The sequence below is a fragment of the Cobetia sp. Ld8 genome (assembly GCF_045066615.1).
Taxonomy (GTDB): domain Bacteria; phylum Pseudomonadota; class Gammaproteobacteria; order Pseudomonadales; family Halomonadaceae; genus Cobetia; species Cobetia amphilecti.
In genome coordinates this window covers 1,143,889-1,169,380 of sequence record NZ_JBISHF010000008.1, presented here as the reverse complement: position 1 = coordinate 1,169,380, position 25,492 = coordinate 1,143,889, and the positions used below count along the sequence as shown (strand labels likewise).

Here is a 25,492-nt window from a genome sequence, read left to right as displayed (position 1 = left end):
TCGGTATCTGGCGGGCCTTCATGGCCACATGACAACGCCGCCTTTCGAGTCCCGTGTGTGCAGGGTCGAAAGGCGGCGTTCACACTGCGCGAATGCCTCGCGGCCCAGTGTCAGTCAAGTACAGCGTCAGATAGCAGCATCAGAGATCCGCGCTGCCATGTCCTGGCACTGCATTGGCTTGAGCGCTTACTCGCCCAGGTAGGCGGACAGCATCCACACGGTCTTTTCCTGCTCGCGGATGTAGTCACCGACCAGTGAAGCGGTACCTTCATCGTCGGCGTCAGACGCGACGGACATGATCTCGCGCTGCAGTTCGATCAGGGACTTGTAACCGGTCAGCAGGCCCTTGACGCAAGCCGTGCCGTCGCTGACGTGGGTGTCTTCCTTGATGGTGGCGACACGCGCGTAGTCACTGTAGGCGTGCAGCGGCTCGTGACCCAGAGTCAGGATACGCTCGGCGATCTCGTCGACCTTGGTCAGCAGGTCGGTGTAGGTTTCCTCGAACTTCACGTGCAGCTCGAAGAACTGGTTGCCCTTCACGTTCCAGTGGTAACCACGGGCATTCATGTAGAAGGTCTGGTAGTTGGCCAGCAGGATGTTGAGGTGCTCGGCCAGCTGAGTGGCGCTGGCAGTGTGCAGGCCGATGGCATTGGTATCGTTGGACATGAAGACTCTCCTGAAAAATGTGAAGTGAACGGCATTGTGGGGAAAGTGGAGATGCAGGTGGCGAGCCGTGCTGCCAGTATGCCACCAGTGTAGAGGCTGGGCGGGATGCAGGGTAACGAATTCACTGTATCGCCCTCATCGGCCACCCCTATCGTCGCCGGCGCACCACCCTCAAGCCGTAGATGAATGCCTGGTAAGAGATGTGGTGCGCGCACGCGGTTTTCAAGGTCGCACACGGATATTGCAGCCAATGTCGTCGGCTCGGACATTCTGATTTCGGCCACATACGCAAAGGCCCCGCACGGGGCGGGGCCTTTGCGACAGCCATGTCATCAGCTGTCATCACTTCTGCAACGCTCAGGCGTCAGTTGCGCGCCATGTGCAGGAAGTGCATGTGCTTCTCGTACTGGTCCAGCACGTCGCCGATCACCTGCTCCTTGGTGTAACCCATGACGTCATAGGTCTGGCCACCTTCACGCAGGAAGACCTCGGCGCGGTAATGGCGTTCCACGTCGCTGGTGCCCTTGCGCTTGACGTTGCGCAGCGCGAAGGCCGGTGCAGCGTATTCGCGCACTCGCACACCGTAGACGAAGTCGACTTCCTCGCCGTGGCTGACCTGCAGATAGCTGCGGTCTTCCTCGTCATTGACGCGCGTATCCAGGCCCTGGGCCTCGAATTCCTTCGCGACATCCGCCAGTGCCGGCGTGACGGTGTTGATCAGGTACTGCTCGACGTTCTTCTGGCGCGGCGTCTCGACCAGGGTCTGGACGCGCTTCTGCCAGCTGCGTGCGCCACCGGCGGTGTGGCCCGGCGTGTTGCTCAGGTGCTGCATGGAGCGTTGCTTGACGCCCTCGAGACGCAGTGCCTTGAGCAGGCCATAGCAGACGAACATCAGGATGATCGCGAACGGCAGGGCAGAGGCCAGCGAGGCGGTCTGCAGGGCGCCCAGACCACCCGCCATCAGCAGCGCTACGGCGACGAAACCTTCGGAGAAGGCCCAGAAGACGCGCTGCCAGACCGGAGATTCATCACCTTCCTTGGAGGTCAGCATGTCGATGACCAGCGAGCCGGAATCCGAGGAAGTGACGAAGAAGGTCACGACCAGCAGGGTGGCCAGCATGGAGGTGATGCTACCGAACGGGAACAGCTCCAGGAACTTGAACAGTGCCACGGATGCATCGGCGGAGACCGCTTCTGCCAGGTTGCCCGCGGTATCGGTCAGCAGCATGTGCAGGGCGCTGTCGCCGAAGAAGGTCAGCCACAGGAAGGTGAAGCCCATCGGTACGAACAGCACGCCGTAGACGAATTCACGGATGGTGCGGCCACGCGAGACGCGTGCGATGAACATGCCCACGAACGGGGACCACGCGATCCACCAGCCCCAGTAGAACAGGGTCCAGCCACCCAGCCACTTGGACGGGCCATCTTCCGGGATATAGGCGAACATGTTGAAGGTCTTGTCGACCACTTCGCTGAGGTAGCCACCGATGTTCTGGATCAGCGTCTGCAGCAGGAAGATGGTCGGGCCCACGCACAGCACGAACAGCATCAGCGCCAGTGCCAGGCCAAGGTTCAGCTCGGAGAGACGACGGATGCCGCCGTCCAGACCCATGACCACGGAAACGGTCGCCAGACAGGTGATGATGGCGATCAGGATGATCTGGGTGGTCAGGTCGTTGTCGATATCGAACAGATAATGCAGGCCGGAGCTGACCTGCAGCACGCCCAGACCCAGCGAGGTCGCGACCCCGAACATGGTGCCGAAGACGGCGAAGATATCGACGGCATGGCCGATCGGGCCATGGATGCGCTTGCCGATCAGCGGATACAGCGCAGAGCTGATGCGCAGCGGCAGGTTGTGGCGGAAGCTGAAGTAGGCCAGCGCCAGCGCCACCACGGCATAGACGCCCCAGGCGTGGATGCCCCAGTGGAAGAAGGTGGTCTTCATGGCTTCACGGGCGGCCTCGACGGTGCCGGCATCGCCGACCGGAGGCGCAGTGAAGTGGAAGACAGGCTCGGCGACGCCGTAGAACATCAGGCCGATGCCCATGCCCGCGGAGAACAGCATCGCGAACCAGGAGCCGTAGCTGAAATCAGGCTCGGAATGGTCTGGCCCCAGCTTGATGTCGCCATAGCTCGAGAAGGCGAGACCCAGCGTGAAGATCACGAACACGCCCATGGCCAGCAGGTAGAACCAGCCGACGGTGTCGATGATCCAGGTCTGGACATGGCCGAAGGCGGTCTGCGCGGTATCCGGCATGGCGACCGTGAAGATCACGAACGCCAGAATCACCACGGCGGAGCCGAAGAAGACTGGCGGATTGATCTTGGCGACCGTGGGCTGGTCGGCATTTTCTGACATAAATTTCTCTCCCTGATTGCCTATTCGTCGATAATGGTAACTTATTGAACCTGTAGCGTCGTGAGTTGTCCGCGCGATATCGTTTCCATATGTAACCAGTGTTGCGCGCGCTGACCGGCGGTTTGCGCGCCGAGCGAGCGGTCCTGGCAGTGCTGGCGTTGCGTGATCATCGTGCGGGATGGCAATGGCGGTGCGGCCTTGTCGCCCATTGTCGGGTGCTGGATACGGTAGGCGCTGGCATGGCTGGGCGCTAAGATGAGGCTTGCTGCATCCAGGGTATCCCGCTGTCTCGATACCATAATTATGCAGAAATCCTACAAGACTTATGTGTCAGTCTAGTGCCTCTGGCGTGTCTCATGGTGTGAAAATCGTGATGCAGCGCCGGCTCAAGTGGCTGACCGGAGACGTTCGCATGCTCCATCGACTTCCCGAATTTCCCGCACGGCCGAGCGTGGCTGACACGTCAGCGCGCTCACGCCTGCCGCGCATGACACTGCTCGCAGTGGGGCTGGTGCTGCTGAGCGGCTGCTCGGCCCTGTCCGGCAAGGACCCGCTGGCCGCGAATGACAGCGCTGGCCTGCCCAAAGCCTGCATCTTCCCGCGTGAGGGCGATGCCAATCAGTGGTTGCGTGCCGCGGCGCAGGTCGTCGAGGCCCGTGGCTACAAGATCCGCGAGAGCGAACAGGCGCTGGGCGTGGTGACGGGTGAGCGCAAGGTGGACCAGCCGGGGCTGGGCGCGATCGATGGGCCCTTCGGCTCGCGCATCGGCTTCTCGGTGGGCTATGGCGTCGCGGCGGGCAACGATTTCGGTGTAGGCGTCGGCAACGACACCTTCCGCGATGACCCGATCAGCTTCGAGCGCATCTCGCTGGTCGCGCCGGATGAGCGCGTGCGCGTGATCCGCGATGAGCAGGTCATCAATCAGGGCGGCTACGTCATCGATGCCCGCCCTCACAATGACAGCGACAGCTGCCGCCAGATCGAGCGTCAGCTGCAGGCCGCGCTGGCGGGTCGTGATCCACGGGAGGTTCGCTGATGAACATGCGCAAGGCATCTCCACGCTCGCTGTGGCAACGTCTGGGGCTCGCGACGCTGCTCGCCGGCCTGCTGGTACTGGGTGGCTGCATGAATCAGCCGACCCATGCGCCGGACTCGCGCACCGCGGTGATCGCCCCCAACAGCGGCACCCTGACCTCCCAGCAGGTCTTCGTCACCCTGCTGACGACGCTGGCGGAGCGTGGCTTCATCATCGAGCGCGCAGACCCGGATCTCGAGCGCCTCGACGCCAGCTACGCTGCCCGGCCGCCGCTGGCGCTCGAGGCCTGGGTGAGCGAGGTCAACGGCCAGATTCGTCTCAGCGTGAGCGGTGACAGCAATGGTGCCGATATCGCGCCGGGCCGGCTCGACAACCTGCTGGTGGAGGTCGCCGTGGCTCTGGATGCGCGCACCGTGCCGGTGATCGGCGCGCCGTGACCACCCCGCGCATGCCAACCCTGCGAGGCGGCCCTCGGCGTCGCCTCTCTGGCCTTGCCCACCACTTCGCAGGCGGGCAGTACCGGAGCCCGGGCGAGCCCGCGCTCGCGCGGTGTGATGGCCCATGACGCTGAGTGCGCTGCGCCGTCGGCGTCTGGCCTGGCTGGCACTCTCGGCCAGTCTGCTGGCCGGGCTGATGGCCTTGTTTGCTCTCTGGCATTGGGAGCTGGCGCGCAGTGAGCGTGATGCCCGCCAGCACGCCGCGACTCGCCTGAATTTCTACGCCAGCACCCTGAATGCAGAGTTGTCGCGCTTCCAGTGGCTGCCGGAATTGCTGGCTCGCCAGGCCCGTGTGCGTATCGCCCTTGGCGAGCCGGACGTCCCGCCTGCGGCAACGCCGCCTGTTGCCTCCTCAGACGAACGCAACGCCGCCAGTGCCGCCGCTCCCCTCGGTTCGAACAGCGATCTCAACCAGCATCTGCGGCGTGTCGCGCGTGCCTCCGGCGCGGCGGCCATCTTCCTGACCGACCGCGACGGCATGACCGTGGCCGCGAGCAACTTCGATGAGCCAGACAGCTTCGTCGGCTATCGCTACGACTACCGCCCTTATTTCATCGATGCACTGGCGCGCGGGCGCGGTGAATTCTTCGCCGTCGGCAATACCACCGGGCGTCCCGGCTATTTCGTCTCGGCGCCGGTACTCGGGGCCGAGGGCGAGCCGCTGGGCGTCATGGTGGTCAAGGTCTCGCTGGAGGCGCTGGAAGATACCTGGCGCCAGGCGGGGGAGACGGTGCTGCTCGCCGATGCCAATCGCATCGTCCTGCTGGCCTCGCGGCGCAACTGGAAGTATCGCGCGCTGGAGGCGATCGAGCCGCAGGCGCTGGACAGCATTCGGGCACAGCAGCAGTTTCGCGGGGCGCCGCTGACACCCCTGTCGCGGGAGCTGGAGGACGGCAGCCTGGTGCTGGGCGACAACCACGAACTGGCGGCGTCGGAGATCGCGCGGCTGCCGACGGCGGCGATGGGCCAGCGCTATCTGGATGAGTCGCTGGCCAGCGGGCCGCTGGGCTGGCAGCTGCATTTTCTGATGCCGCTGCGGCCACTCTATATCCAGGCGCGCAATGTGGTGCTGGTCGGGCTCGCCGTGATCCTGGGGCTGGCGATGATGGCGCTGTGGATGCGCGAGCGTCAGGCGCGCCTGGGGCTGATTCGGCGTGAAGCGGTGATGATGCGCGAGATCAACGAGCGCCTCGAGGAGCGGGTCGCCCAGCGCTCGCGCGAACTCGAGGCCACGCGTGACGAGCTGGTGCAGGCCGGCAAGCTGGCCGCGCTGGGCACCATGGCGGCCGGTATCGCTCATGAGCTCAATCAGCCGCTGGTCGGCATTCGCACCTACGCCGCCAGCGGCGGCAAGCTGCTGGCGCGGGGCATCGCCTCTGCCGCAACGCGCCCCGAGCTGACCGCGCGTGCCGCCGAATCCGCCGCCAGCAACTTCACGCGCATCAGTGAGCTGTCCGAGCGCCTGGCCGACATGATTCGCCAGCTGCGCGTCTTCGTGCGTCCGGCCAGTCAGCAGGCGCCCGCCGCCCTGGCGCTGGCGCCGCGCATCGACTTCGCGCTGGAACTGCTCGCCGAGCGAGTCACCGCCCTCGGCCTGACGGTGGAGCAGGGCGCGCTCCACCGAGACATCATCGTGATGGGCGAGCAGGTGCGTCTCGAGCAGTTGCTGACCAACTTGATCCGCAATGCACTCGATGCGCTGGAAGGGCAGCAGAAAGCACAGCAGACCGATCAGCAGACCGATCAGCAGAGCGACGAGCCGGACGACAAGCGCGCGGCCCCGCGATTGCGCCTCAGTTGGCAGGCCTGGGCGGCAGTGGCCAGTCTTGAGGGGCAGCCGGGCGGATGTCTGCGTATCGAGGACAACGGCCCCGGCATCGACCCTGCGCTGCGTGCCACGCTGTTTGATCCTTTCACCACCACGCGTGAGGTCGGCGAAGGCATGGGGATGGGGCTGTTTCTGAGTTATGGCCTGGCGCGCGACCTCGGTGGCCTGCTGCGTCTGGCCGATGGCGCTTCTGTGTCTGAACCGGCTGAGGGCTCCTCGCTGGCTGAGGGCTCTGCGCTGGGTGGCGCCTGCTTCGAATTGTGGCTACGCACGCCGGCGTCGGAGGCAACGCATGCAGCCGACGGCACCGAACAACAAGGCAGCGGGCAGCAATCCGTGACATGACGGGGTATACGCACGAATGACAGGCTATACGCACGACAGCGATGGCTTCGAGGGCGCAGAGGAGTTTGCCGCCACGGGCCTGGACCCGGCAGAGCTGCGCCTGCAGCAGGACAGCGATCTGACCCGTGAGGCGCCGGTATGGCTGGTGGATGATGATCCGGCGGTGCGCGAATCCCTCGCCCAGTGGCTGGAGCTGGCCGAGATCCATCTGCGCTGCTTCTCGCGCGCCGAGGCGCTGCTGGAAGCCTTGGCCGCCGCCGAGCCGGTCAGCGTGGTGATCAGCGATATCCGCATGCCGGGCATGGATGGCCTGACGCTGCTGGCGCGGCTTGCGCTGCAGGCACCGGAGCTGCCGGTGCTGATGATGACCGGTCACGGCGATGTCGCCACGGCCGTCGCCGCGATGCAGGGCGGCGCGCGCGATTTCATCGAGAAGCCGTTTGACCCCGAAGCGCTGGAGCTCAAGCTGCGTCAGGCGCTGGCGGGGCGGCGTCTGAGTGATGAAAACCAACGCCTGCGCCGCCGCTTGAGCGTGCGCGGCCTCAGTGGTCTGCTGCGGGGCGAGAGCCGTCAGATTCGCCAGCTGCGTGAGCGACTGCTTGAATTGCGCGGACATCCTGCGCGGGTCTGGATCAGCGGCGAGGCGGGCAGCGGGCGCAGCACTCTGGCACTGGCACTGGCCGAGCATGCGCCGCCTGCCGACGCGTCGGCCTCATCTGCTGCCATGTCGACGGCGGCGACGGCCTTGCTGGCGCGAGTGGAATGCGCGCCCCTGTCGCAAGCCAGGGCAGAGGGCGCGGAGGCACTGGCGAGCGCGATCGAGGATGCACTCGCGGCACGTCCTGCGGCCAATACCTTGCTGCTGCATGAGGTGGACCACCTGAGTGGCGCGCAATGGCAGTGGCTGGATGGCTGGATCGCCGCGCGTGAGGACGGCGCCCGCCAGGCGCCACGGCTGGTGTGCAGCGCGCAGTGCAGCGTGGGCGACGTGATGGCGAGCGGGCCGCTGACGCGTACTCTGGGGCATGCACTGGCCGAAATCGAACTGACGACACCCGCCCTGCGCGAACGGCGCGAGGACATCCCATTGCTGATGGCGCATTTCAGCCGTCAGGCCGCCGAGGTGCATGAGGTGGAGGTGCAACCCTTCGCCAGCGGTGAGTTGGCCGCATTGATGGCGGCGGACTGGCCGGGCAATCTGTGGCAGCTGCGTCAGGCCGCCAGTCGCCGCGTGGTGCTGGGGGAATTGCCCACCACGCGGCAGTCATCCGCACCGGGCAATGCCTCAGCGGAGGAGGACGCAGGCGAGGTCGGCAATGGGGCGAGCGACGAGGCGCTGGCGAACAGCGAGGAGCATGGGCTGGCGGCACAGGTGGCGATGTTCGAGTCGACCTTGATTCGCGCCGCCTTGATTCGCGCACGCGGCAACATCGCTCAGGTGCTGGAGGAGCTGGCGCTGCCGCGGCGTACGCTCAATCTCAAGATGCACAAATACGGGCTGCGCCGAGAAGACTTTCGCCATGGCCATGATGATTCGGCGAACTGACCGCCATCAAAGCCTGTCGAAAGTGTCCTCGGGCTGCGTCGGGATGCCGCCCGTTTTGTCATGAAGTAACATCCTGCCAATCCCTTCCTGTCGTCCCCGTGACGTTCTGCCGGAGTTTCCCGATGTCTGTTGCTGTTCATCGCCTGGTGGCGGCGCTGTCGTCCGCGCTGGCGCGTTTCCCGTCTCGTCATGGCCTGCGCCCCATAGCCTGGCTGACGCCGTTGCTGATGCTGGGCACCCTGGTGGCCAGTCAGCCTGCCGCCGCGCATCCGCATGGCTGGGTCGATCTGCGGGTGACGCTGCGCCTCGATGACCAGGGGCGGGCCGTCGCGATGCGCCAGTATTGGCTGCTCGACCCCTTCTACAGCCTGACGCTGCGTCAGGAACTGGCCGCGCTCGAGGACGATACCAGCATGGAGCAGCGCCTCGATGTGCTGGGCAGCGAGATTCTGGCCAATCTGTCGCAGTTCGATTACTACACCCATGCCACGCTGGACGGCGAACCCTTAGCGCTTGGCAAGGCGACGCGCCAGACCACCTGGCTCAAGGGCGAGCGTGTCGCCTTCCAGATGGAGCTGCCGCTGGCCGAGCCGGTGGCGATGGCTGGCCATACCCTCAGTTATCGCATCTATGACCCCACCTATTACATCGAGATTCTGCATGACCCGGATGCCATCGCCGTGCAGCAAGGGCTGGTGGTGAGCGGGCTGGAAGGGCAGGACTCGGCGCTGAGCTGCACGCCGGGCATCACGCCGGCCGACCCGGACCCGTCCAAGGTCGCCGAGGCCTCGATGCTGGATATCAACGCCACCGCACCGATGGATCTCGGCCAGTACTTCGCCGAGGTCGGCAGTGTCAGCTGTGAGGTGGCTGATGAGCAGTGAGCCGAAGGACACCAGCGGGCTTGGCGATATCAAGAGCCTCAAGGGCATGCGCGATGGCCTGCTGAAGCCGGCCTCGTCGCGGGGGCGGCGCCTGGCCGGCTGGCTGGCGGTCGGCTGCGGGCTGCTCGTGCTGGGCATGGCGCTCTGGCCGAGCCTGGTGCAGGGCTGGGGCGAGGCGCTGGGGTGGGTCTTTGCCGAGCAATCGCGTTTCCAGCGTTCGCTGGGGCGCTCCATGAGTGAGCTTGCCGCGCATCCCGGCACGCCCTGGGCGCTGATCGGGCTGTCCTTCGCCTATGGCGTGCTGCATGCCGCGGGCCCCGGGCATGGCAAGGTCGTGATCAGTACGCTGCTGGTCAGCCAGCCCATCGTTCGGCGCCGTGCGCTGTGGCTGTCGCTGCTGGCGGCCTTGCTGCAGGGCGTCAGTGCGCTGGTGCTGGTCGGCCTCGGGGCGGGGCTGCTCGACTGGGCGGGGCGCGATGTGCTCGGACAGGTCGAGAAGGTCACCCTGCTCAGTCATCTCGGGGTGCTGGTGCTGGGGCTGTTGCTGCTGTGGCGCGCCGCTCGCACGCTATGGCGTGTTGTCAGGGCACAGCCTGTCTCAAGCGCGGGAGCGCCGCAGGCGCCAGCGATGCAGGGGCTGGCGTTCGAGCCGTCGCCTGGCCACGACCACTCACATTCTCACTCTCACGGCCACGCTCATTCACACGGGCATGACTGTGGCTGCGGCCATGCGCATGGCGTTACCGCGGAGCAGGCCAGTGGCGACTGGCGCACCATGGGCATGGCGGTGCTGGCGATCGGCCTGCGGCCGTGTTCCGGCGCGATTCTGGTCTTGCTGGCCGCGCTGGCGCTGAACATGGTCGGCAGTGGGGTGCTGGCGGTGCTGGCGATGTCATTGGGCACCGCGCTGACGGTGGGTAGCGTGGCGATGGCCACCTTGATCATGAAGGCCAGCGGACGCCTGGCGGCGGCCGGCTCGCGCCTGGGTGGGCCGCACTCAAACGGCCGCGCGCGCCGTCAGTGGCCGTGGGCGGCGCTGGTCGGGCTGCTTGGCGGCATCATCATCACGGTCTTTGGCGCTTTGCTGGTCGCCAGCAGTCTCAAGGCGCTGGACTCTCCCACCGGTCGCGGCGCCTCGCCGTTCGATCGCTCGGCACCGGGCACCTCCCTCCAGAGCCCTCTGGGCCCGAGGTCGTCAGGGCAGAGCTCAGGCCACGAGTGAGGTCTGCGGCGCCGCCGCTAACTACCTGCTACACACTACCTGCAAGTTACGACAACGGGGCCCATCGGGCCCCGTTGTTGTAGATGTGAGAGCGTAGATGACAGTGTCTGCGAGAGCGTAGATGTCAGTGACAGCGCAGGTGATGCTGTCAGTAGGAATAGCTCGGCAGCTCGGCGATCTTCATGCGCAGGGTGTCGACCAGCACCGTCAGCGTCTCGCTGTCGTGGGGCTCGGCCGTGCCGACGCCCCACACCGGCCCCGGCCAGGCTTCATCATCGCTGCGGCGGGCGATCACGTGCATGTGCAGCTGCGGCACCATGTTGCCCAGTGCGCCGATATTGAGCTTCTCGCCGCCGCTTACCGTCATCAGCAGCTCGCCCAGTTGGGTGGTTTCCTGCCACAGCTGCTGCTGGGCGCTGCTGTCCAGCTCGTAGATCTCGCGGATGGCATCGCGGCGCGGAATCAGTACCAGCCACGGATAGCGCGCATCGTTCATCAGGCGCACGGTGCACAGCGGCAGGTCGGCCACGAAGTGGGTGTCGGCGTCCAGCTGCGGGTGAAGGCTGAAGGGGGTCATCGTCTCTCCTTGATCGGATGGAGCAGGGCGGGCGTGAGTCGAGGGCAAAGGGTAACCCGAATCGTGGCGGACTCCTTGGCTTGAACACCCGCGAATGCCCTCAGTGTGACCAGATCGGCAGAATCCTGCCACTTTGCGGATTGACTGTGCGCGCTGTGGGGGCTGCGCAATGCCCCCATCGCCAAATACCGCGCCGCGCGGACAGTTGCTAACCTTCTTCCTACGCTGAAGCAGAGGCTCGCAACGAACGCCCCACGCAAAAGAGGGCTACCTTGCGCATTGTCGGTCGCGACATGGCCAGCACCGCCCAGGGCCAGAGCCTGCTCAGCCGCAATGTCCGTCTGCCTACCCATATTACAAGAATGCTCAACCTGCGCCCGGCAGGTTCGCCAAGGAGTCACTCCATGCAAAAGCGCCAGTTCCTCAAGGCCGGTCTCGGTCTCGCCATCGCAGCCTCTCTTGGTCTCAGTGCCGTGGCTCAGGCGGAAGGCAAGTACATCATGGGTACCGCCACCACCGGCGGCACCTTCTACCCGGTCGGCGTGGCACTCTCCACGCTGATCAAGGTCAAGCTCGAACCGACCGCCGGCATATCCGTGTCCGCGATTTCCTCGGCCGGTTCCGGTGAGAACCTCAAGCTGATGGAAGAGGACCAGGCCCAGTTCGGCATCATCCAGGGCCTCTACGGCGCCTGGGCATGGAATGGCACCCCGCCGGTCAACAAGGCACACAAGAACCTGCGCAGCATCTCGATGCTGTGGCAGAACGTCGAGCACTTCGTGGTGCGCAATGATGAGGTCAAGACCGGCACCATCGATGACATGACCAACTTCTACGGTGAGAGCTTCTCCATCGGCAAGAAGAATTCCGGTACCGAAGGCTCCGGTCGTTTCATCCTTGATCAGCTGGGCATCGACGCCGGCAAGATGAATCTGGCCTACATGGGCTACGGCCCGAGCGCCGACGCGATGCAGAACGGCAACATCGACGGCATGAACATTCCGGCCGGCGCACCGGCCTCCGCAGTGACCCGTGCCTACGCCAACCTGGGCGGCGAGATCACCACGCTGGACTTCACCGAAGAGCAGCTGGCCAAGGTCAACTCGCAGTTCGAGCTGTGGACCCCGTATGAAATCGCCGCTGACACCTACCCGGGTCAGGACGAGGCGATCAACACCATCGCCCAGCCGAATATCCTGGTGGTGCGTGATGATGTCTCCGAAGAAGACGTCTATCAGATCACCAAGACCATGTACGAGAACCTGCCGTTCCTGAACAACATCCACCCGGCCACCAAGGCCATGGCTATCGACAAGGCCATCGCGGGCCTGCCGCTGCCGCTGCACCCGGGTGCCGCACGCTACTTCAAGGAGCAGGGCATCGAGATTCCGGCGCGCCTGATCGCCGAGTGATCCACTCCTGATGTTCCCGCTGCCCTCATCGCTCGCCTCTGGCGGCGGTGAGGGCAGTGCAGTTTCCCAGACCAATAAACCACCGCCGGTCCGGCGCCGTGACACTGCCCAGCGTGGGCAAGGTGAGGCGCAGGACCAGAGCAGTGCCCACGAATGATTGCTGTAGAAGCCCGTATTCTCCTCGCAAGCCCGGGCGCATGGTGACGTGAGTTGCCGCTGCGCCATCGCTGTCTGACCCCGTTTTGAGGCAACGCCATGCATGATTCCCGCTCGCCAGAGCCCTCTCGTCCCACTGATAGCGAAGCGCAGGAGCCGGATCTCTCCGGTGTGCGTGACGAATCCACCGAAGCTGCGCCTTGGCGCATGGACCTGCCTTGGTTGGGGCGTGCCGTCTTCGTGATCTCCATCGTCACCTGTCTGGTGCATCTGTACTTCAATACGCTCTCGACCCTGTCGGAACTGTGGGTGAGCGCCCTGCACTTCGGGTTGTTCGGTCTGCTGTGTGCGCTGACCATTCCGATGCTGACCCCGGCCAGTGATGGCGCCAAGCGTTGGGTGCTGGGCGTGGATATCCTGCTGGGGCTGGCGGCGCTGGGTTGCGGCCTCTATCTGATAGGCTTCGAGGATGCGCTCTATGACCGCGGCGTGGTGTTCTCCACCGCGGACTGGGTGGTCTCCATCGTCGCTGTGGGCCTGGTGCTGGAGTTCGCACGCCGCACCACCGGCTGGTTCATCCCGGTGTTGTGTCTGATCGCGCTGACCTACGTGGCCTGGTGGGGCAAGTATGTCGGCGGCGTATTCAACTTCCCGGGCCTGACCTGGGAGACGGTGCTGTTCAGAAGCTTCATCGGCGGCGAAGGGATGCTGGGCTCCATCGCGCGCATCTCCTGGTCCTACGTGTTCATGTTCATCCTGTTCGGGGCCTTTCTGGTCAAGTCCGGCGCGGGTGACTTCATCATCGATCTGGCGCGCTGCGCGGCGGGTCGCTTCAAGGGTGGCCCGGGCTTCGTTGCGGTGTTCGCCTCCGGCCTGATGGGCTCGGTGTCCGGCTCGAGTGTCGCCAACACCGTCTCCACCGGCGTGATCACGATTCCGCTGATGCGCCGTGCCGGCTTCCCGGCGCGCTTCGCGGCAGGCGTCGAGGCCGCTGCCTCGACCGGTGGCCAGCTGATGCCGCCGGTGATGGGCGCAGGTGCCTTCATCATGGCGTCCTACACTCAGGTGCCGTACCTGACCATCGTCGGCGTGGCCGCCTTGCCGGCGCTGCTCTACTTCCTGTCGGTGGCCATGTTCGTGCGCATCGAGGCCAAGCGCTCCGACGCCACGGCGCTGGACGACCCGCAGGGCCCGCGCCTCAAGGACGTGCTCAAGGATGGCTGGCACTATCTGGCACCGCTGTTCGTGCTGGTCGGCGCGCTGATCTACGGCTTCACGCCGACCTACGCCGCCGGCATCGCGATCCTGTCCGTCATCGCGGCCTCGTGGCTGTCGAAGAATCCGATGAAGCTCGGCGATATCATCGAGGCGATGCTGGCCGGGGTTCGCAACATGACCACCACGGCGATCCTGCTGATCACCGTCGGCCTGATCGTCAACGTCGTCTCCACCACCGGTATCGGCAACACCTTCTCGCTGATGATCACTGACTGGGCGGGTGGCAGCCTGCTGATCACCATCATCCTGATCGCGCTGGCGTCATTGATTCTGGGCATGGGCCTGCCGGTGACGGCGTCCTATATCGTGCTGGGCACGCTGTCTGCCCCGGCGCTCTACAACCTGATCGCCCATTCCCAGCTGGTGGATCTGCTGGCGGCGGGCAACCTGCCGGAGCAGGCCAAGGCCATCTTCATGCTGGCAGCGCCGGACAAGCTGGACCTGCTGGGCGCGCCGATGAGCATGGACGCCGCCCGCGAACTGCTGGCGCTGGTGCCGGATACCTTCCAGAGCCAGCTGTATGAGCAGGCGCTGTCGCCGCACGTGCTGACCATGGCACTGGTGAGTGCCCACATGATCATCTTCTGGCTGTCCCAAGATTCCAACGTCACGCCGCCGGTCTGCCTGACCGCCTTCGCGGCAGCCGCGATCGCCCGCACACCGCCGATGAAGACCGGCCTGATGGCCTGGAAGATCGCCAAGGGCCTCTACATCGTGCCGCTGCTGTTCGCCTGGAGCCCGCTGATCTCCGGTGATATCGGCGAGATGCTGACGGTGTTCGTGTTCGCGCTGTTCGGGATCTACGCCATCGTCGCGGGCCTGGAAGGCTATCTGGAGCACGAACTGCCCTGGTGGCTGCGTCTGGCGATGTTCCCGCTCGGTGCGCTGATGCTGTGGCCGCATGGTCAGCTGACCTACGACCTCGCGGGTCTGGTCATCTTCCTGGGCGTGCTGACCTACAGCGTGCGTCAGAGTGGCCGGCAGGAAGCGCTGGCGCACTGAGCCAGGCGTGTCGGATGAGCGCCAGACGCGTCAGCCGATGTGGCTGAAGCAGGCGTGACGCGACGCGATATGCTATGAACGATGCCCGGCATCACTTTCCCCCGCTCAGTCGCGAGGGTGGTGTGTCGGGCATCGCGCGCTCTGGGGCCTGTCCGCCTCGGGCGTCTTCACTCAACGGGATGGCGGGACAAGGAATGTCGGCATGATGTCGGATGTTGCAGGGCTGACCAGCGGCCTTGATCTGATCAGCGTAGTGGCGCTGATCGCACTGGGTGGCGTGGCCGGTTTCATCAATGTGCTGTCGGCGGGTGGCTCGATGCTGACGCTGCCATTGCTGATGTTTCTCGGCCTGCCGCCTGCGCAGGCCAATGCCACCAACCGCGTGGCGATCGCGTTGCAGAGTGCGACCGCGACCAGCACCTTCCTCAAGGCGGGCGCACACAACATGGGGGTGGCCTGGCGGCTGGCCGTGCCCGCCGTGGCAGGCGCCATGCTGGGGGCCTGGCTGGCGACCCGCATCAGTGCCGAGGCCTTCGAGAGCGTCCTGATCGTGGTGATGGTGGTGTGTTCGATCATGATGCTGCTGCCGACGCCACGCATCGACACCCGTGAACTGACGCCGGAGCGCATCACGCCCGTGGTGTTGCTGGCGATGTTCGGCATCGGCATTTATGGTGGCTTCATTCAGGTCGGTGTCGGCGTGCTGTTCATCGTGGTGCTCTACCGGCTGCTCAAGATCGACCTGACCCAGGTCAACGTCTTCAAGGTCTTCATCGTGTTGATGTATACCCTGCCGGCGCTGGCGGTGTTCGTGTTCGATGGTCAGGTGCGCTGGGCCTACGGTCTGGTGCTGGCGGTCGGCAACATGAGCGGCGCCTTCCTCGGCGCGCGGGTCAACATGGGGCCGGCAGGGGCGCGTTGGGTGAAATGGCTGACGGTCGCGGTCATCTTCATCATCGTGCTCAAGCTGGCGCTGACCTGATGCTGGCCTGATGCTGAGCTGATGCTGACCTTATGTTAGACACGGAGTAAGCTCGCGGTAATCTGAGCGAAATGCCAGTCTGTCCTGTCGACACTCCGGCACGCCGCTCACCCCCTATTCATGATGGCGCCGAGCCCGGCTATGGCGTCTCTTCTTTCATCGTTCAGGAGTCTTTCCTCATGCAAGCCATGGTCATCGAGCAGTACGGCGGTCCCGAAGTGTTCGTCGAGCGCGAACTGGAGACCCCGACACCGGCGCGGGGGCAGGTGCGTATCAAGGTGACGGCTTCCAGCATCAACCCCATCGAGACCAAGCTGCGCAGCGGGCTGGTCAAGTCGCACCCGGAATTCCCGGCCATTCTCAATGGCGATGTCTCCGGGGTGATCGATGCCGTCGGCGAAGGCGTATCGGACTTCTCCGTCGGGGATGAAGTGCTGGGTTGTGCCGGTGGCGTGAAGGGCTGGCAGGGCGCTCTGGCGGACTACATGATTGCCGACACCCGTGTGATCGTGAAGCGCCCGAGCCTGGCGGCGCTGACGCTGGAAGAGTGCGCAGCCTTGCCGCTGGTGTTCCTGACGGCCTGGACGGCACTGGCATCACGCGGTCAGATCAAGGAAGGCGAGCACGTGCTGATCCACGCCGGCACCGGCGGCGTCGGCCATGTCGCGGTACAGATCGCCAAGTATCTCGGCGCGCATGTCACCACCACCGTGTCCAGCGAAGCCAAGGCGGACCTGGCACGCCAGCTGGGCGCCGACGAGATCATCAACTACCGCGAGGAAGCGGTCGCGGACTACGTGACGCGCCTGACCTCCGGGCGTGGCTTCGATCTGGTCTTCGACACCGTCGGTGGCGACAACCTGGATCGCTCCATCGAGGCCACCGCGACCTCCGGTCGTCTGTGCTCCATCAATACCCGCTCGACCCACGACCTGACCCAGCTGCACTCCAAGAACCTGTCGCTGCACGTCATCTTCCGCTCGGTACCGCTGCTGACCGGTATCGGCATGGACGACCAGCCGGAACTGCTCAACGCCCTGAGCGAGATGCTGGAGGCCGGTGCGGTACGTCCGCTGCTCGACGAGCACCAGTTCAGCTTCCGTGACGTCGCCAAGGCGCATGAGCTGCTGGAGTCCGGCGAGGCGCTGGGCAAGATTCTGCTGGTAAATCGTTGAGTATTGGCACCTTCGGTCAGTGAGGGTGTCTCACCTTCATTGGCCGTTGATCAGGAAGAGAAGTGATGAGAATGACGCGTTTGATGGTGGCTGCCCTGTTGGTGGCCAGTGTGAGTCTGGCCGGCTGCAATACCGTGGCCGGTTTCGGCAAGGACCTGGAGCATCTGGGCGGTTCGATCGACAACGCCGCCAGCTGATTGCCCGAGAGAGAGGAATGCCCATGCGACGATTCATGATGATGACTGGCACCGCGCTGCTGTTCGGCCTGCTGTTGGGTGGCTGCAATACCGTGGAAGGTTTCGGGGAAGATCTCGAACACCTTGGGGGTTCCATCGAGGAATCGGCCAGTTGATGGCACTGTCCATGACATGGGCGGCGAGTGAACAAAACATGAATCTCACCCCTTGAAAGCCCATGGGGCGGCCCAAGGTATGAGGGTAGAGGCGCAGGCACTGGCGTCTTTACGAGATTTCTCGATATTCACTACCGCAAGGAGCATGACCATGTCCCGCACCATTGCACTCATCTTCGCCTCTTTCTTCACTCTGGCCGCGCTTTCCGGCTGCAACACCGTTGACGGTGCCGGCCAGGATGTCGAGCATGCTGGCGAAGCTGTCCAGGACGCCGCTCAATAAGCGACGCCCCGGATAGTGGTGATATCCAACGCCCGGCCATCGCGTCGGGCGTTTTCGTGTCTGATCGCCAGACATGCAGGCGTGCTGACTGACGGGCCGCCTTGCGTCATCATACCGCTGACGGCATACGCCCTCAGCGTACGTCACTCCCGCCACCGCGAGCCAAGGGCCCGACATGGATCATCGACAGTTGAGTTTTCTGGTCGCGCTGGCCAGTGAGCGCCATTTCGGTCGCGCCGCGCGGGTCTGTCATGTCACCCAGCCGACGCTGTCGGCGCGCCTCAAGCAGCTCGAGGAGGAGCTGGGCACGGCGCTGATACTGCGCGGACATCGCTTCGAGGGCTTCACGCCGGAAGGGGAGCGCGTACTGACCCACGCGCGGCGCATCCTGGCCGAGCTGGATGAGCTGAAGGGAGACCTGTCGCCGGACGCGGTGCTGACCGGGCGCCTGTCACTGGGCGTGGTGCCGTCGGCGCTGGCGGCGGTCGGCGAGTTTCTGCCGCGGCTGCGCGAAGCCTTTCCGCAGCTCTCGCTGCGCCTGCGCGAGCTGTCGACCTCATCGCTGGCCCAGGGGCTCGAGGATGGCGAGCTGGATCTCGCGGTCGGCTACCCCGCAGCGCCGGCCATGAGCGGCTTCGCCTGTCGGCCGCTCTATCAGGAGCATTCGGCCTTGATCGCCAGTCAGGCGCATTTCCGCCTGCCCGATGCGCCGCAGTGGGAGTGCCTGCGTGACTATCCGCTGGTGTTGCTGACGCCGGAGATGCAGCAACGGCGACGCCTCAATCAGCAGTTCGAGCTGCTGGGCCTGCAGCCCTCGCCCTTGTTGGAGGCCAATTCGATTTCCGGCCTCGGCGTGATGCTGGAGGCTGGCCTGGGAGTCAGCGTGCTGGCGGAGAACCTGGCCGATTCGCGGCTTGGTGAAGGGCTGATCGCGCGTCGACTGCCCGGCGAGGGCGAGACGGTCGGGCTGTTGTGGCGCAGTGGTCAGCAGCGCAGCCGACGCCTGAATGCCGTGCTGGAGCTGCTGCGTTCGCTGCCTCACTCGGCGGGTGTGGCCGATTGAGCGAGCCTGCAACGCAGAACACCCCGTCGAGACGGGGTGTTCTGTTAGCGAAAGCGGCGTTGGCCGCTATCAGCGCTTCTTGCTGGCTTCCAGCGCGGCACGCCGGGCGGCTTCACGCTGCTGCTGCTTGGCATCGCGCCGTGCCTGCATCTGGGCGACGGCATCCATGCCCAGATGGGCTTCGCCGCGTTCTCTGGCGAGGCGAATCTGGTTCTCGCGCTCGGCGAAGCGCGCCTTCTGGGCATCGCTCAGTTTGTCGTAGCAACGCGGGCAGCTGACGCCTTTCTGGTAGCGCTCGCTCTGCTTGTCTTCCTCGGTGATCGGCAGGCGGCAGGCATGGCACTGGTCGTACTGGCCGGGACGCAGCTGGTGGTCGACGGTGACGCGCTCATCGAACACGAAGCACTCGCCCTGCCACAGCGTCTCTTCCTCGGGCACCTCTTCCAAGTACTTCAGGATACCGCCCTTGAGGTGATAGACCTCATCGAAGCCCTGCTCCTTGAGATAGGCCGTGGACTTCTCGCAGCGGATGCCGCCGGTGCAGAACATCGCCACCTTGCGGTGCTGTGTCGGGTCCAGCTCGCGCGAGACGTAGTCCGGGAAATCACGGAAGGCCGTGGTGTTCGGGTTGACGGCACCGGCGAAGGTCCCCACCTCCACCTCATAGTCATTGCGCGTGTCGATCAGCAGCACCTCCGGATCGGAGATCAGCGCATTCCAGTCCTTAGGCTCCACATAGGTCCCGACGGTGTGGCGCGGGTCGATGCCCTCGACGCCCATGGTGACGATCTCGCGCTTGAGCTTGACCTTGGCGCGCAGGAAGGGCGCCTGCTCGGCCAGTGACTGCTTGGTGTCGAGCTCGGCCAGACGCGGGTCGCTGGTCAGCCAGGCGAGCAGCGCATCGATGCCGGCGCGTGAGCCGGACACGGTGCCGTTGATACCTTCGCGGGCCAGCAGCAGGGTGCCGCGGATGGCGTGCTCGTTCATCACCGCCAGCAGCGGGTCGCGCAGCGCCTCGAAGTCCTCGAGAGTGACGAACTTGTAGAGCGCGCAGACCACATGCTGCGGCGCCAGCGGGCTGGGGCGGGCGGAGGCAGACGTGCTGGTCAGCTGCGGGGCGCTGGCCTGATCAGGCGCGGCGGTCAGGTCGGGAGTGTCGGTCATGCGAAGGGTCCTCATGCGGGCCGGAACGTAAATCCGGAGCAGGATGATCGAGAGATGAGAGCGGCCGGCGGGCGGGTGATAGCGCGACAGCAGGAGCGCCCTCAAGGGTCGGCGACGCATTTTACGCGACTCGCGCGCGAATTTCTCGCCCGCCGCGATGGCCCGCATGCCTGTCACCGGCAGGGCGCCATCTTCATTGGCGGTGTCTATCAATTGGCGGCTCGGCTCAATTGGTCGCCCTCACGGCATGGCGGTAGGATATTCCCATATTGCGCAGAGGTCGGGTGAGGGTTGCGCGCACCATCCTCGCCACACATCTGCGCCACGGAGAGCCGTAATGAAAGATTCGCTCTATCAACAAGCGCCAGGCGCTGCAGGCTACGCGGATGCCCGCGAGGTGCCGCTGCGCGAGCTGGATGGCCCATCGGAGCTACCGGTGAGTCTGGCGCTCAATGACACCGCGATGGGCACCTTGCTGGCCAGTCCAGAGGCCCTTGAGCCGCTGGCGCTGGGGCATGCCTTCACTGCGGGCTGGATCACGCGGCGTGACGAGGTCTCGGCGATCCATCTCTCGCGGCTGCGCCATGGGCTGGCGGTGCGCCTTGAGGTCAGTGACTCGCTGGCGCGCAAGGCCGAGCGTCATCAGCGGCGTGAGAGCAGTGTCTCGAGCTGCGGCGCCTGTGGCGTGCAGGACGAAGCGGAGCTGATGGCGGGGCTCATGCGTCTGCCGCCACGGGCGGCGCTGGCGCCCGATGCGCTGATGCGTGGGCTGGAACGCCTGGAGCGCGCCACGCGCCGCGGCATGCATCTGGCGCTGGGGCTGGACACCGAAGGCGGTCTGATCTCGCAGGGTGCCGATATCGGTCGCCACAATGCGCTGGACCGCGTGATCGGCATGAGCCTCGACAGCGGTGTGTGGCCCGAGGCCTTGCTGGTGTCGAGCCGCTGCAGCCTGGAGCTGGTGCAGAAGACCATCCGTGCGCGCATTCCGACCCTGATCACCCTCGCGGTGCCCTCGCGACTCGCCGTCGAGACCGCCCGCGCCTGCGATCTCAATCTGATCTGTGCCCACCGCGGGCGTCGACTCGAATTGCTCAGCGGTCACGCTGATCGCCCCCGTTCATCCTAGCCAGTGGATCCTGACATGACCGATATTGCTGCCCCCGAGATCGAGACGCCTGCGTCTGCCAGCCTGCCCCGCGAGGATGCGCAACAGACGCGTCATCCGCGCATTGCCGCCTATGCCGGGCCGGCGGGTGGCTGGGGCGCACTCAAGAGCGTCGGTCAGCATGTCAGTCACTCCAGGGCGCCGTGGAAGAGCGTGCGCTCCCTGCTCAAGGCCAATCAGGACAAGGGCTTCGACTGCCCCGGCTGTGCCTGGGGAGACCCGGAACACGGCTCCTCCTTCGAGTTCTGCGAGAACGGCGCCAAGGCAGTGGCCTGGGAAGTGACCGCCAAGCGGGTCACACCGCGTTTCTTCGCTCAGCATACCGTCACGGAGCTGCTGGGCTGGGACGACTTCATGCTCGAGGATCAGGGCCGCCTGACCGAACCGATGCGCTACGACGCGGCCAGTGATCGCTATATGCCGATCAGCTGGGACGCGGCCTTCGAGCTTGTCGCCGAGCACCTCAGCGCGCTGACGTCGCCGGATGAGGCGCTGTTCTATACCTCGGGGCGTGCCAGCAACGAGGCGGCCTATCTCTACCAGCTGTTCGTGCGTCTGTTCGGCACCAACAACTTCCCCGACTGCTCCAACATGTGCCACGAGGCCAGCGGTGTCGGCATGAAGGCGAGCCTCGGCGTCGGCAAGGGCACGGTGCTGCTGGAGGACTTCGAGCACGCCGATGCCATCTTCGTGTTCGGTCAGAACCCCGGCACCAATCACCCGCGCATGCTGGGCGATCTGCGGCGTGCCTCACGGCGTGGCGCGCGCATCGTCAGCTTCAATCCGCTGCGTGAGCGGGGGCTGGAGCGCTTTGCCGACCCGCAGTCGCCGCTGGAGATGATGACCCTCTCCAGCCAGCCCATCAGCCATCGCTATTACCAGCCGCGCATGGGCGGCGACATGGCGGCGGTGCGCGGCATGGCCAAGGCGCTGTTCGCGATGGAGGCGCGGGGCGAATTCACGCGCGCCGCCAGCTTCATCGAAGCGCATACCCGGGGCGTCGAGGCCTGGCAGGCGCTGGTCGAGGCGACCGAGTGGGCAACCCTCGAGGACCAGTCTGGCCTGACACGCGTTCAGCTCGAGGAGGCGGCCGCCATCTTCGCCAGTGCCGGCAACGTCATCTGCACCTGGGCGATGGGCATCACCCAGCATCTGCATGCCGTCGAGAGTGTGCGCGAGATCGTCAATCTGCTGTTGCTCGGGGGGCATTTCGGCCGTCCCGGTGCCGGTGCCTGTCCGGTGCGTGGCCATTCCAACGTCCAGGGCGATCGCGCCATGGGCATCGACGAGAAGGCGCCCGCCTGGCTGATCGATGCGCTGGAAGCGCGCTACGGCGTCAGCATGCCGCGTGCGCCGGGCTACAACACCGTGGAGAGCCTGGCGGCGCTGGAGCAGGGCAAGGCGAAGACCTTCATCGCGCTGGGCGGCAACTTCACGCGAGCCACGCCGGACAGCGAGCGGACCGAGGCCGCGATGCGCAACCTCGAGCTCAACGTCCAGATCAGCACCAAGCTCAATCGCAGTCATCTGGTGATGGGCAAGCAGACCGATGCGCTGATTCTGCCGTGTCTCGGTCGCAGCGAGATCGATCGCTCCTCGCAGGTGGCTTCCCAGCACATCAGCGTCGAGGACTCGATGTCGATGGTGCATTCCAGCGCCGGCATCAAGGCACCGGCCAGCCCTGAATTGCGCTCCGAGCCCGGCATCATCGCGGCGATCGCGCGTGCCACCCTGGCGCGCGTGCTGCCGGCGCGAGGTGCCAGTGATCCGGTCGATTGGCAGGCCCTGAGCGAGAACTATGATCTGATCCGTGACGAGATCGCGGCGGTCATCCCCGGTTTCGCGGACTTCAATTCACGACTGGCACACAAGCGCGGCTTCCACCTCGCCAATCCGGTACGCGAGCTTGTCTTCCCGACCTCCAGCGGCCTGGCCGAGTTCTCGTACATGCCGCTGCCGGAGTCGGTGATGCATCAACAGCTGGCGCGGCGTGACGGCTGGCTGACGCTGCAGACCATGCGCAGTCACGATCAGTACAACACCACCGTCTACGGCTACAACGACCGCTATCGTGGCGTGTCGGGTCAGCGGCGGGTGATCTTCATCAATGGTGAAGACCTGGCGCGGCTGGGGATGGCCGACGGTGATTGGGTCGACATGCTCGGCGAGCCGCGTCCGGACGGCAGCGAGCGACGTGCCCCACAGTTCCGTCTGGTCGAGTACGACATCCCGGCCGGTTGCATCGGGGCCTACTATCCGGAAACCAACGTGCTGGTCGCGTTGGAAAGCCACGGCGCTGATACCGGCACGCCATCCTCCAAGGCGGTGCCCGTACGTCTGGAGCGCAGTTCACGCATCGCCTGATGGCGCGAGACGCCAGCAGCAGGGTGCATGCATCACCACACTGCCGTGCCGCGAGGAGACTCGTCGCGCGGCAGTCGTGTGTCTAGAATATTCCCGTGCGCCGAGCCAGCTACGCTCGGCGCACGTCTTTTCCGTCCTCAGTGCTGCCCCAACCACCGTTCAAGAGAGTGATCCATGCAATATCTGCACACCATGCTGCGTATCCGTGATGTCGACGCTTCACTGCATTTCTTCCGTGACCTGCTCGGCATGGTCGAGATCTCGCGCAAGGATTCCGAGAAGGGCCGCTTCACGCTGATCTTCCTGGCAGCCCCGCAGGATGCCGAACGAGCCCGCGAGATGCAGGCGCCGATGCTGGAACTGACCCATAACTGGGACCCGGAAGAATACGAAGGTGGGCGCAACTTCGGCCATCTGGCCTATCGCGTCGAGGATATCTACGCCACCTGTCAGCATCTGATGGACAACGGCGTGATCATCAACCGCCCGCCGCGTGACGGCCACATGGCGTTCGTGAAGAGCCCGGATGGGATTTCGCTGGAGCTGCTGCAGGCTGGTGACGCCCTTGCGCCGCAGGAACCCTGGGTCTCCATGGGCAACACGGGCAGCTGGTAAGCAAGCAACGCCGCAGGTTGACGTGTGCGTCAGCGTCGCATCCAGGCAACGCAATGCCCCAGGCATCACTGGTGCATCGCCCAGCAGGGCTTATGATGTAATGAAGTTCATAAGCCCCGTAGCATGATGTGTGACATGTCGTGCTCGGTCTTTGTGGAGTGTCATCGCGGCAGGCAGGTGTGTCTTCTTCCTTTCTCTTGCTGCCCGGCTGTCGCGATGTTGCATCTCCTGGAGTCGCGTGAGGGATCGCCACGCGGACACTGCCTTGTTGGCAAGGACTGCCTGATGCCGAGAGTCATAAGTACCTGGCTACGTCGTGAACCACGTTTGCTCGCCGTGGAGCATCGTCGTTTCTACCATGCTTACCTTTGGGTCTATCTGATGTTGATGGGCCTCTTCGCGATGTGGGTTCCCTTCTTCACTCTCTTCAACGAGTCGCGGCTGGCATTCGTCAGCGGCATCATGGCGCTCGTGTCCGTGCTGGGCGTGATGCTGCACCGGGCGCATCAGCTGACCTTGGGTCTGGCCCTGATGATGAGCGCCTTGACGCTGATGGCCTGGCTCTCGGTTTTCTGCTTCGGGCTCTCGGCGGGCTATGAGTACTATTTCTTCATCGTAATGGCCGGTATCCACCTGGCCCCGCTGGCGCCGCGCATTCGAGTGGTGACGACACTGATGCTGTTCATGGCGGCTGTCTCGGCGCTGATGGTCTCGCCAGTCCTGCATGAGGGCGGCGTCCTGTCGGCCTGGGTGCTGCAGTCTGCCAACCTGTTCGCGGTCTTCCTGATGATGGTCACCTTCCTGTGGCGCATGCTGGCACTTACCGAACATTTCGAGCGCCAGTACCTGAAGGATGCCAGTCGTGATGAGCTGACCGAATTGCTCAATCGACGCCAGACGTTGCGCCATGCCGAGGACTGGTGGGACGACAGGGTGCCCTACGCGGTATTGATGCTGGATGCTGACAACTTCAAGCGTATCAATGACCTGCATGGTCATGCTGTCGGTGATGAGGTACTGCGTCATCTGGGCCGTCTGCTGACAGCCACACTGCGTCAGGGCGATCTCGCCGGGCGTGTCGGTGGCGAGGAGTTCCTGGTGCTGTTGCCGCGTATCGGGCGTTCCGAAGCCATCTCCGTGGCGGGGCGCATGCGCTCCCTGCTGACCAAGTCTCCTCCGGCCTTCGCCGGCACTCCGGTACCGGTCACGGTTTCCATCGGCGTTGCCATCAGGCATGAAGTCGACTCGCTGGATGAGCTGATGCAGCTGGCTGACAGGCGGTTGTATCACGCCAAGCGCAATGGTCGTGATCAGGTAGTGGCCGGGGGAGAGCACGAGATGACAGGCTTCTCCGCGGCTGATGCCCCCACTTCACCGCCGGGCAAGGGAGGTGGTGCACGTGGCAAGGTATACACTGGCGCAAAGGGAGATCGCGAGAGCGGTGAGAGCCGCAAGAACAAACAGAGCCGCAAGGACTCCAGTCCTTTCTCGCGTACGCACTTCATTGGCTGAAAT

Annotated in this window: 22 protein-coding genes; 18 read left to right on the top strand and 4 right to left on the bottom strand. The window is 64.9% G+C overall.

From position 1 onward, the window contains the following. Nucleotides 1-186: 186 nt before the first annotated feature. On the bottom strand, nucleotides 187-666 hold the full coding sequence (locus ACJJV2_RS15840) for a Dps family protein (protein WP_043333228.1): 480 nt from the start codon (nucleotides 664-666) through the stop codon (nucleotides 187-189). 364 nt (nucleotides 667-1,030) lie between these two features. Further along, nucleotides 1,031-3,028 carry a choline BCCT transporter BetT gene (locus tag ACJJV2_RS15835; protein WP_054555244.1) on the bottom strand — a complete coding sequence of 666 codons (1,998 nt, stop codon included), beginning with the start codon at nucleotides 3,026-3,028 and terminating at the stop codon, nucleotides 1,031-1,033. A 412-nt stretch (nucleotides 3,029-3,440) separates the two neighbouring features. Here ACJJV2_RS15835 and ACJJV2_RS15830 point away from each other — a divergent pair, with 412 nt between their 5' ends. From ACJJV2_RS15830 to ACJJV2_RS15805, 6 genes are all read left to right on the top strand, one after another. Then, nucleotides 3,441-4,064: a hypothetical protein gene (locus ACJJV2_RS15830; protein ID WP_284727146.1), complete on the top strand. Its 624-nt coding sequence runs from the start codon at nucleotides 3,441-3,443 to the stop codon at nucleotides 4,062-4,064. Next, entirely contained in the window at nucleotides 4,064-4,501 is a 438-nt protein-coding gene (locus tag ACJJV2_RS15825) for a hypothetical protein (RefSeq protein WP_043333222.1), read from the top strand. Before ACJJV2_RS15830 ends, ACJJV2_RS15825 begins: the two co-directional genes overlap by 1 nt. 124 nt (nucleotides 4,502-4,625) lie before the next feature. Next, the gene (locus ACJJV2_RS15820; protein ID WP_405282144.1) at nucleotides 4,626-6,734 is read left to right on the top strand and encodes a cache domain-containing protein; all 2,109 of its coding nucleotides are present in this window, start codon (nucleotides 4,626-4,628) and stop codon (nucleotides 6,732-6,734) included. Between the two features lie 16 nt (nucleotides 6,735-6,750). Continuing rightward, entirely contained in the window at nucleotides 6,751-8,280 is a 1,530-nt protein-coding gene (locus ACJJV2_RS15815) for a sigma-54-dependent transcriptional regulator (RefSeq protein ID WP_405282143.1), read from the top strand. 122 nt (nucleotides 8,281-8,402) lie between these two features. After that, nucleotides 8,403-9,164, top strand: a complete 762-nt coding sequence (locus tag ACJJV2_RS15810; RefSeq protein WP_405282141.1) for a DUF1007 family protein — start codon at nucleotides 8,403-8,405, stop codon at nucleotides 9,162-9,164. Beyond that, entirely contained in the window at nucleotides 9,154-10,386 is a 1,233-nt protein-coding gene (locus tag ACJJV2_RS15805; RefSeq protein WP_405282140.1) for a nickel/cobalt transporter, read from the top strand. Before ACJJV2_RS15810 ends, ACJJV2_RS15805 begins: the two co-directional genes overlap by 11 nt. A gap of 148 nt (nucleotides 10,387-10,534) precedes the next feature. Here the strand turns inward: ACJJV2_RS15805 and ACJJV2_RS15800 are convergent, their stop codons facing one another. Continuing rightward, nucleotides 10,535-10,963 carry an HIT domain-containing protein gene (locus ACJJV2_RS15800; protein ID WP_405282138.1) on the bottom strand — a complete coding sequence of 143 codons (429 nt, stop codon included), beginning with the start codon at nucleotides 10,961-10,963 and terminating at the stop codon, nucleotides 10,535-10,537. A gap of 404 nt (nucleotides 10,964-11,367) precedes the next feature. On the opposite strand from ACJJV2_RS15800, the gene ACJJV2_RS15795 reads away from it, so the two are divergent. The 8 genes from ACJJV2_RS15795 to ACJJV2_RS15760 all read left to right on the top strand — a co-directional run bounded on the left by ACJJV2_RS15795 (nucleotide 11,368) and on the right by ACJJV2_RS15760 (nucleotide 18,666). After that, a complete protein-coding gene (locus ACJJV2_RS15795; RefSeq protein ID WP_284727140.1) occupies nucleotides 11,368-12,375 on the top strand; it encodes a TAXI family TRAP transporter solute-binding subunit in 1,008 nt (335 codons plus the stop codon). A 363-nt stretch (nucleotides 12,376-12,738) separates the two neighbouring features. Beyond that, nucleotides 12,739-14,811, top strand: coding sequence for a TRAP transporter permease (locus ACJJV2_RS15790; protein WP_279835440.1), 2,073 nt, complete (start codon nucleotides 12,739-12,741; stop codon nucleotides 14,809-14,811). A gap of 202 nt (nucleotides 14,812-15,013) precedes the next feature. Then, complete coding sequence (locus ACJJV2_RS15785; protein WP_404325771.1) at nucleotides 15,014-15,793, top strand: sulfite exporter TauE/SafE family protein; 780 nt, start codon at nucleotides 15,014-15,016, stop codon at nucleotides 15,791-15,793. A 179-nt stretch (nucleotides 15,794-15,972) separates the two neighbouring features. Beyond that, a complete protein-coding gene (locus ACJJV2_RS15780; RefSeq protein WP_279835203.1) occupies nucleotides 15,973-16,968 on the top strand; it encodes a zinc-dependent alcohol dehydrogenase family protein in 996 nt (331 codons plus the stop codon). A 65-nt stretch (nucleotides 16,969-17,033) separates the two neighbouring features. Then, a complete protein-coding gene (locus ACJJV2_RS15775) occupies nucleotides 17,034-17,165 on the top strand; it encodes an entericidin A/B family lipoprotein (protein WP_084589348.1) in 132 nt (43 codons plus the stop codon). Nucleotides 17,166-17,188: 23 nt separating this feature from the next. Next, the gene (locus tag ACJJV2_RS15770; protein WP_107335644.1) at nucleotides 17,189-17,320 is read left to right on the top strand and encodes an entericidin A/B family lipoprotein; all 132 of its coding nucleotides are present in this window, start codon (nucleotides 17,189-17,191) and stop codon (nucleotides 17,318-17,320) included. A gap of 151 nt (nucleotides 17,321-17,471) precedes the next feature. Then, the gene (locus ACJJV2_RS15765; protein WP_043333217.1) at nucleotides 17,472-17,603 is read left to right on the top strand and encodes an entericidin A/B family lipoprotein; all 132 of its coding nucleotides are present in this window, start codon (nucleotides 17,472-17,474) and stop codon (nucleotides 17,601-17,603) included. Nucleotides 17,604-17,778: 175 nt separating this feature from the next. After that, nucleotides 17,779-18,666 (top strand): LysR family transcriptional regulator, encoded by an 888-nt coding sequence (locus ACJJV2_RS15760; RefSeq protein WP_317292537.1) that lies wholly within the window; start codon nucleotides 17,779-17,781, stop codon nucleotides 18,664-18,666. Nucleotides 18,667-18,735: 69 nt separating this feature from the next. Here the strand turns inward: ACJJV2_RS15760 and ACJJV2_RS15755 are convergent, their stop codons facing one another. Next, a complete protein-coding gene (locus tag ACJJV2_RS15755; protein ID WP_303570608.1) occupies nucleotides 18,736-19,830 on the bottom strand; it encodes a rhodanese-related sulfurtransferase in 1,095 nt (364 codons plus the stop codon). Between the two features lie 337 nt (nucleotides 19,831-20,167). On the opposite strand from ACJJV2_RS15755, the gene ACJJV2_RS15750 reads away from it, so the two are divergent. The 4 genes from ACJJV2_RS15750 to ACJJV2_RS15735 all read left to right on the top strand — a co-directional run bounded on the left by ACJJV2_RS15750 (nucleotide 20,168) and on the right by ACJJV2_RS15735 (nucleotide 25,489). Then, the gene (locus ACJJV2_RS15750) at nucleotides 20,168-20,959 is read left to right on the top strand and encodes a formate dehydrogenase accessory sulfurtransferase FdhD (RefSeq protein WP_405282133.1); all 792 of its coding nucleotides are present in this window, start codon (nucleotides 20,168-20,170) and stop codon (nucleotides 20,957-20,959) included. A gap of 15 nt (nucleotides 20,960-20,974) precedes the next feature. Continuing rightward, nucleotides 20,975-23,362, top strand: a complete 2,388-nt coding sequence (locus tag ACJJV2_RS15745) for an FdhF/YdeP family oxidoreductase (RefSeq protein WP_405282131.1) — start codon at nucleotides 20,975-20,977, stop codon at nucleotides 23,360-23,362. 174 nt (nucleotides 23,363-23,536) lie between these two features. Further along, nucleotides 23,537-23,977, top strand: a complete 441-nt coding sequence (locus tag ACJJV2_RS15740) for a VOC family protein (RefSeq protein ID WP_405282129.1) — start codon at nucleotides 23,537-23,539, stop codon at nucleotides 23,975-23,977. Nucleotides 23,978-24,262: 285 nt separating this feature from the next. Continuing rightward, nucleotides 24,263-25,489, top strand: a complete 1,227-nt coding sequence (locus ACJJV2_RS15735; RefSeq protein WP_405282127.1) for a GGDEF domain-containing protein — start codon at nucleotides 24,263-24,265, stop codon at nucleotides 25,487-25,489. Nucleotides 25,490-25,492 lie beyond the last annotated feature (3 nt).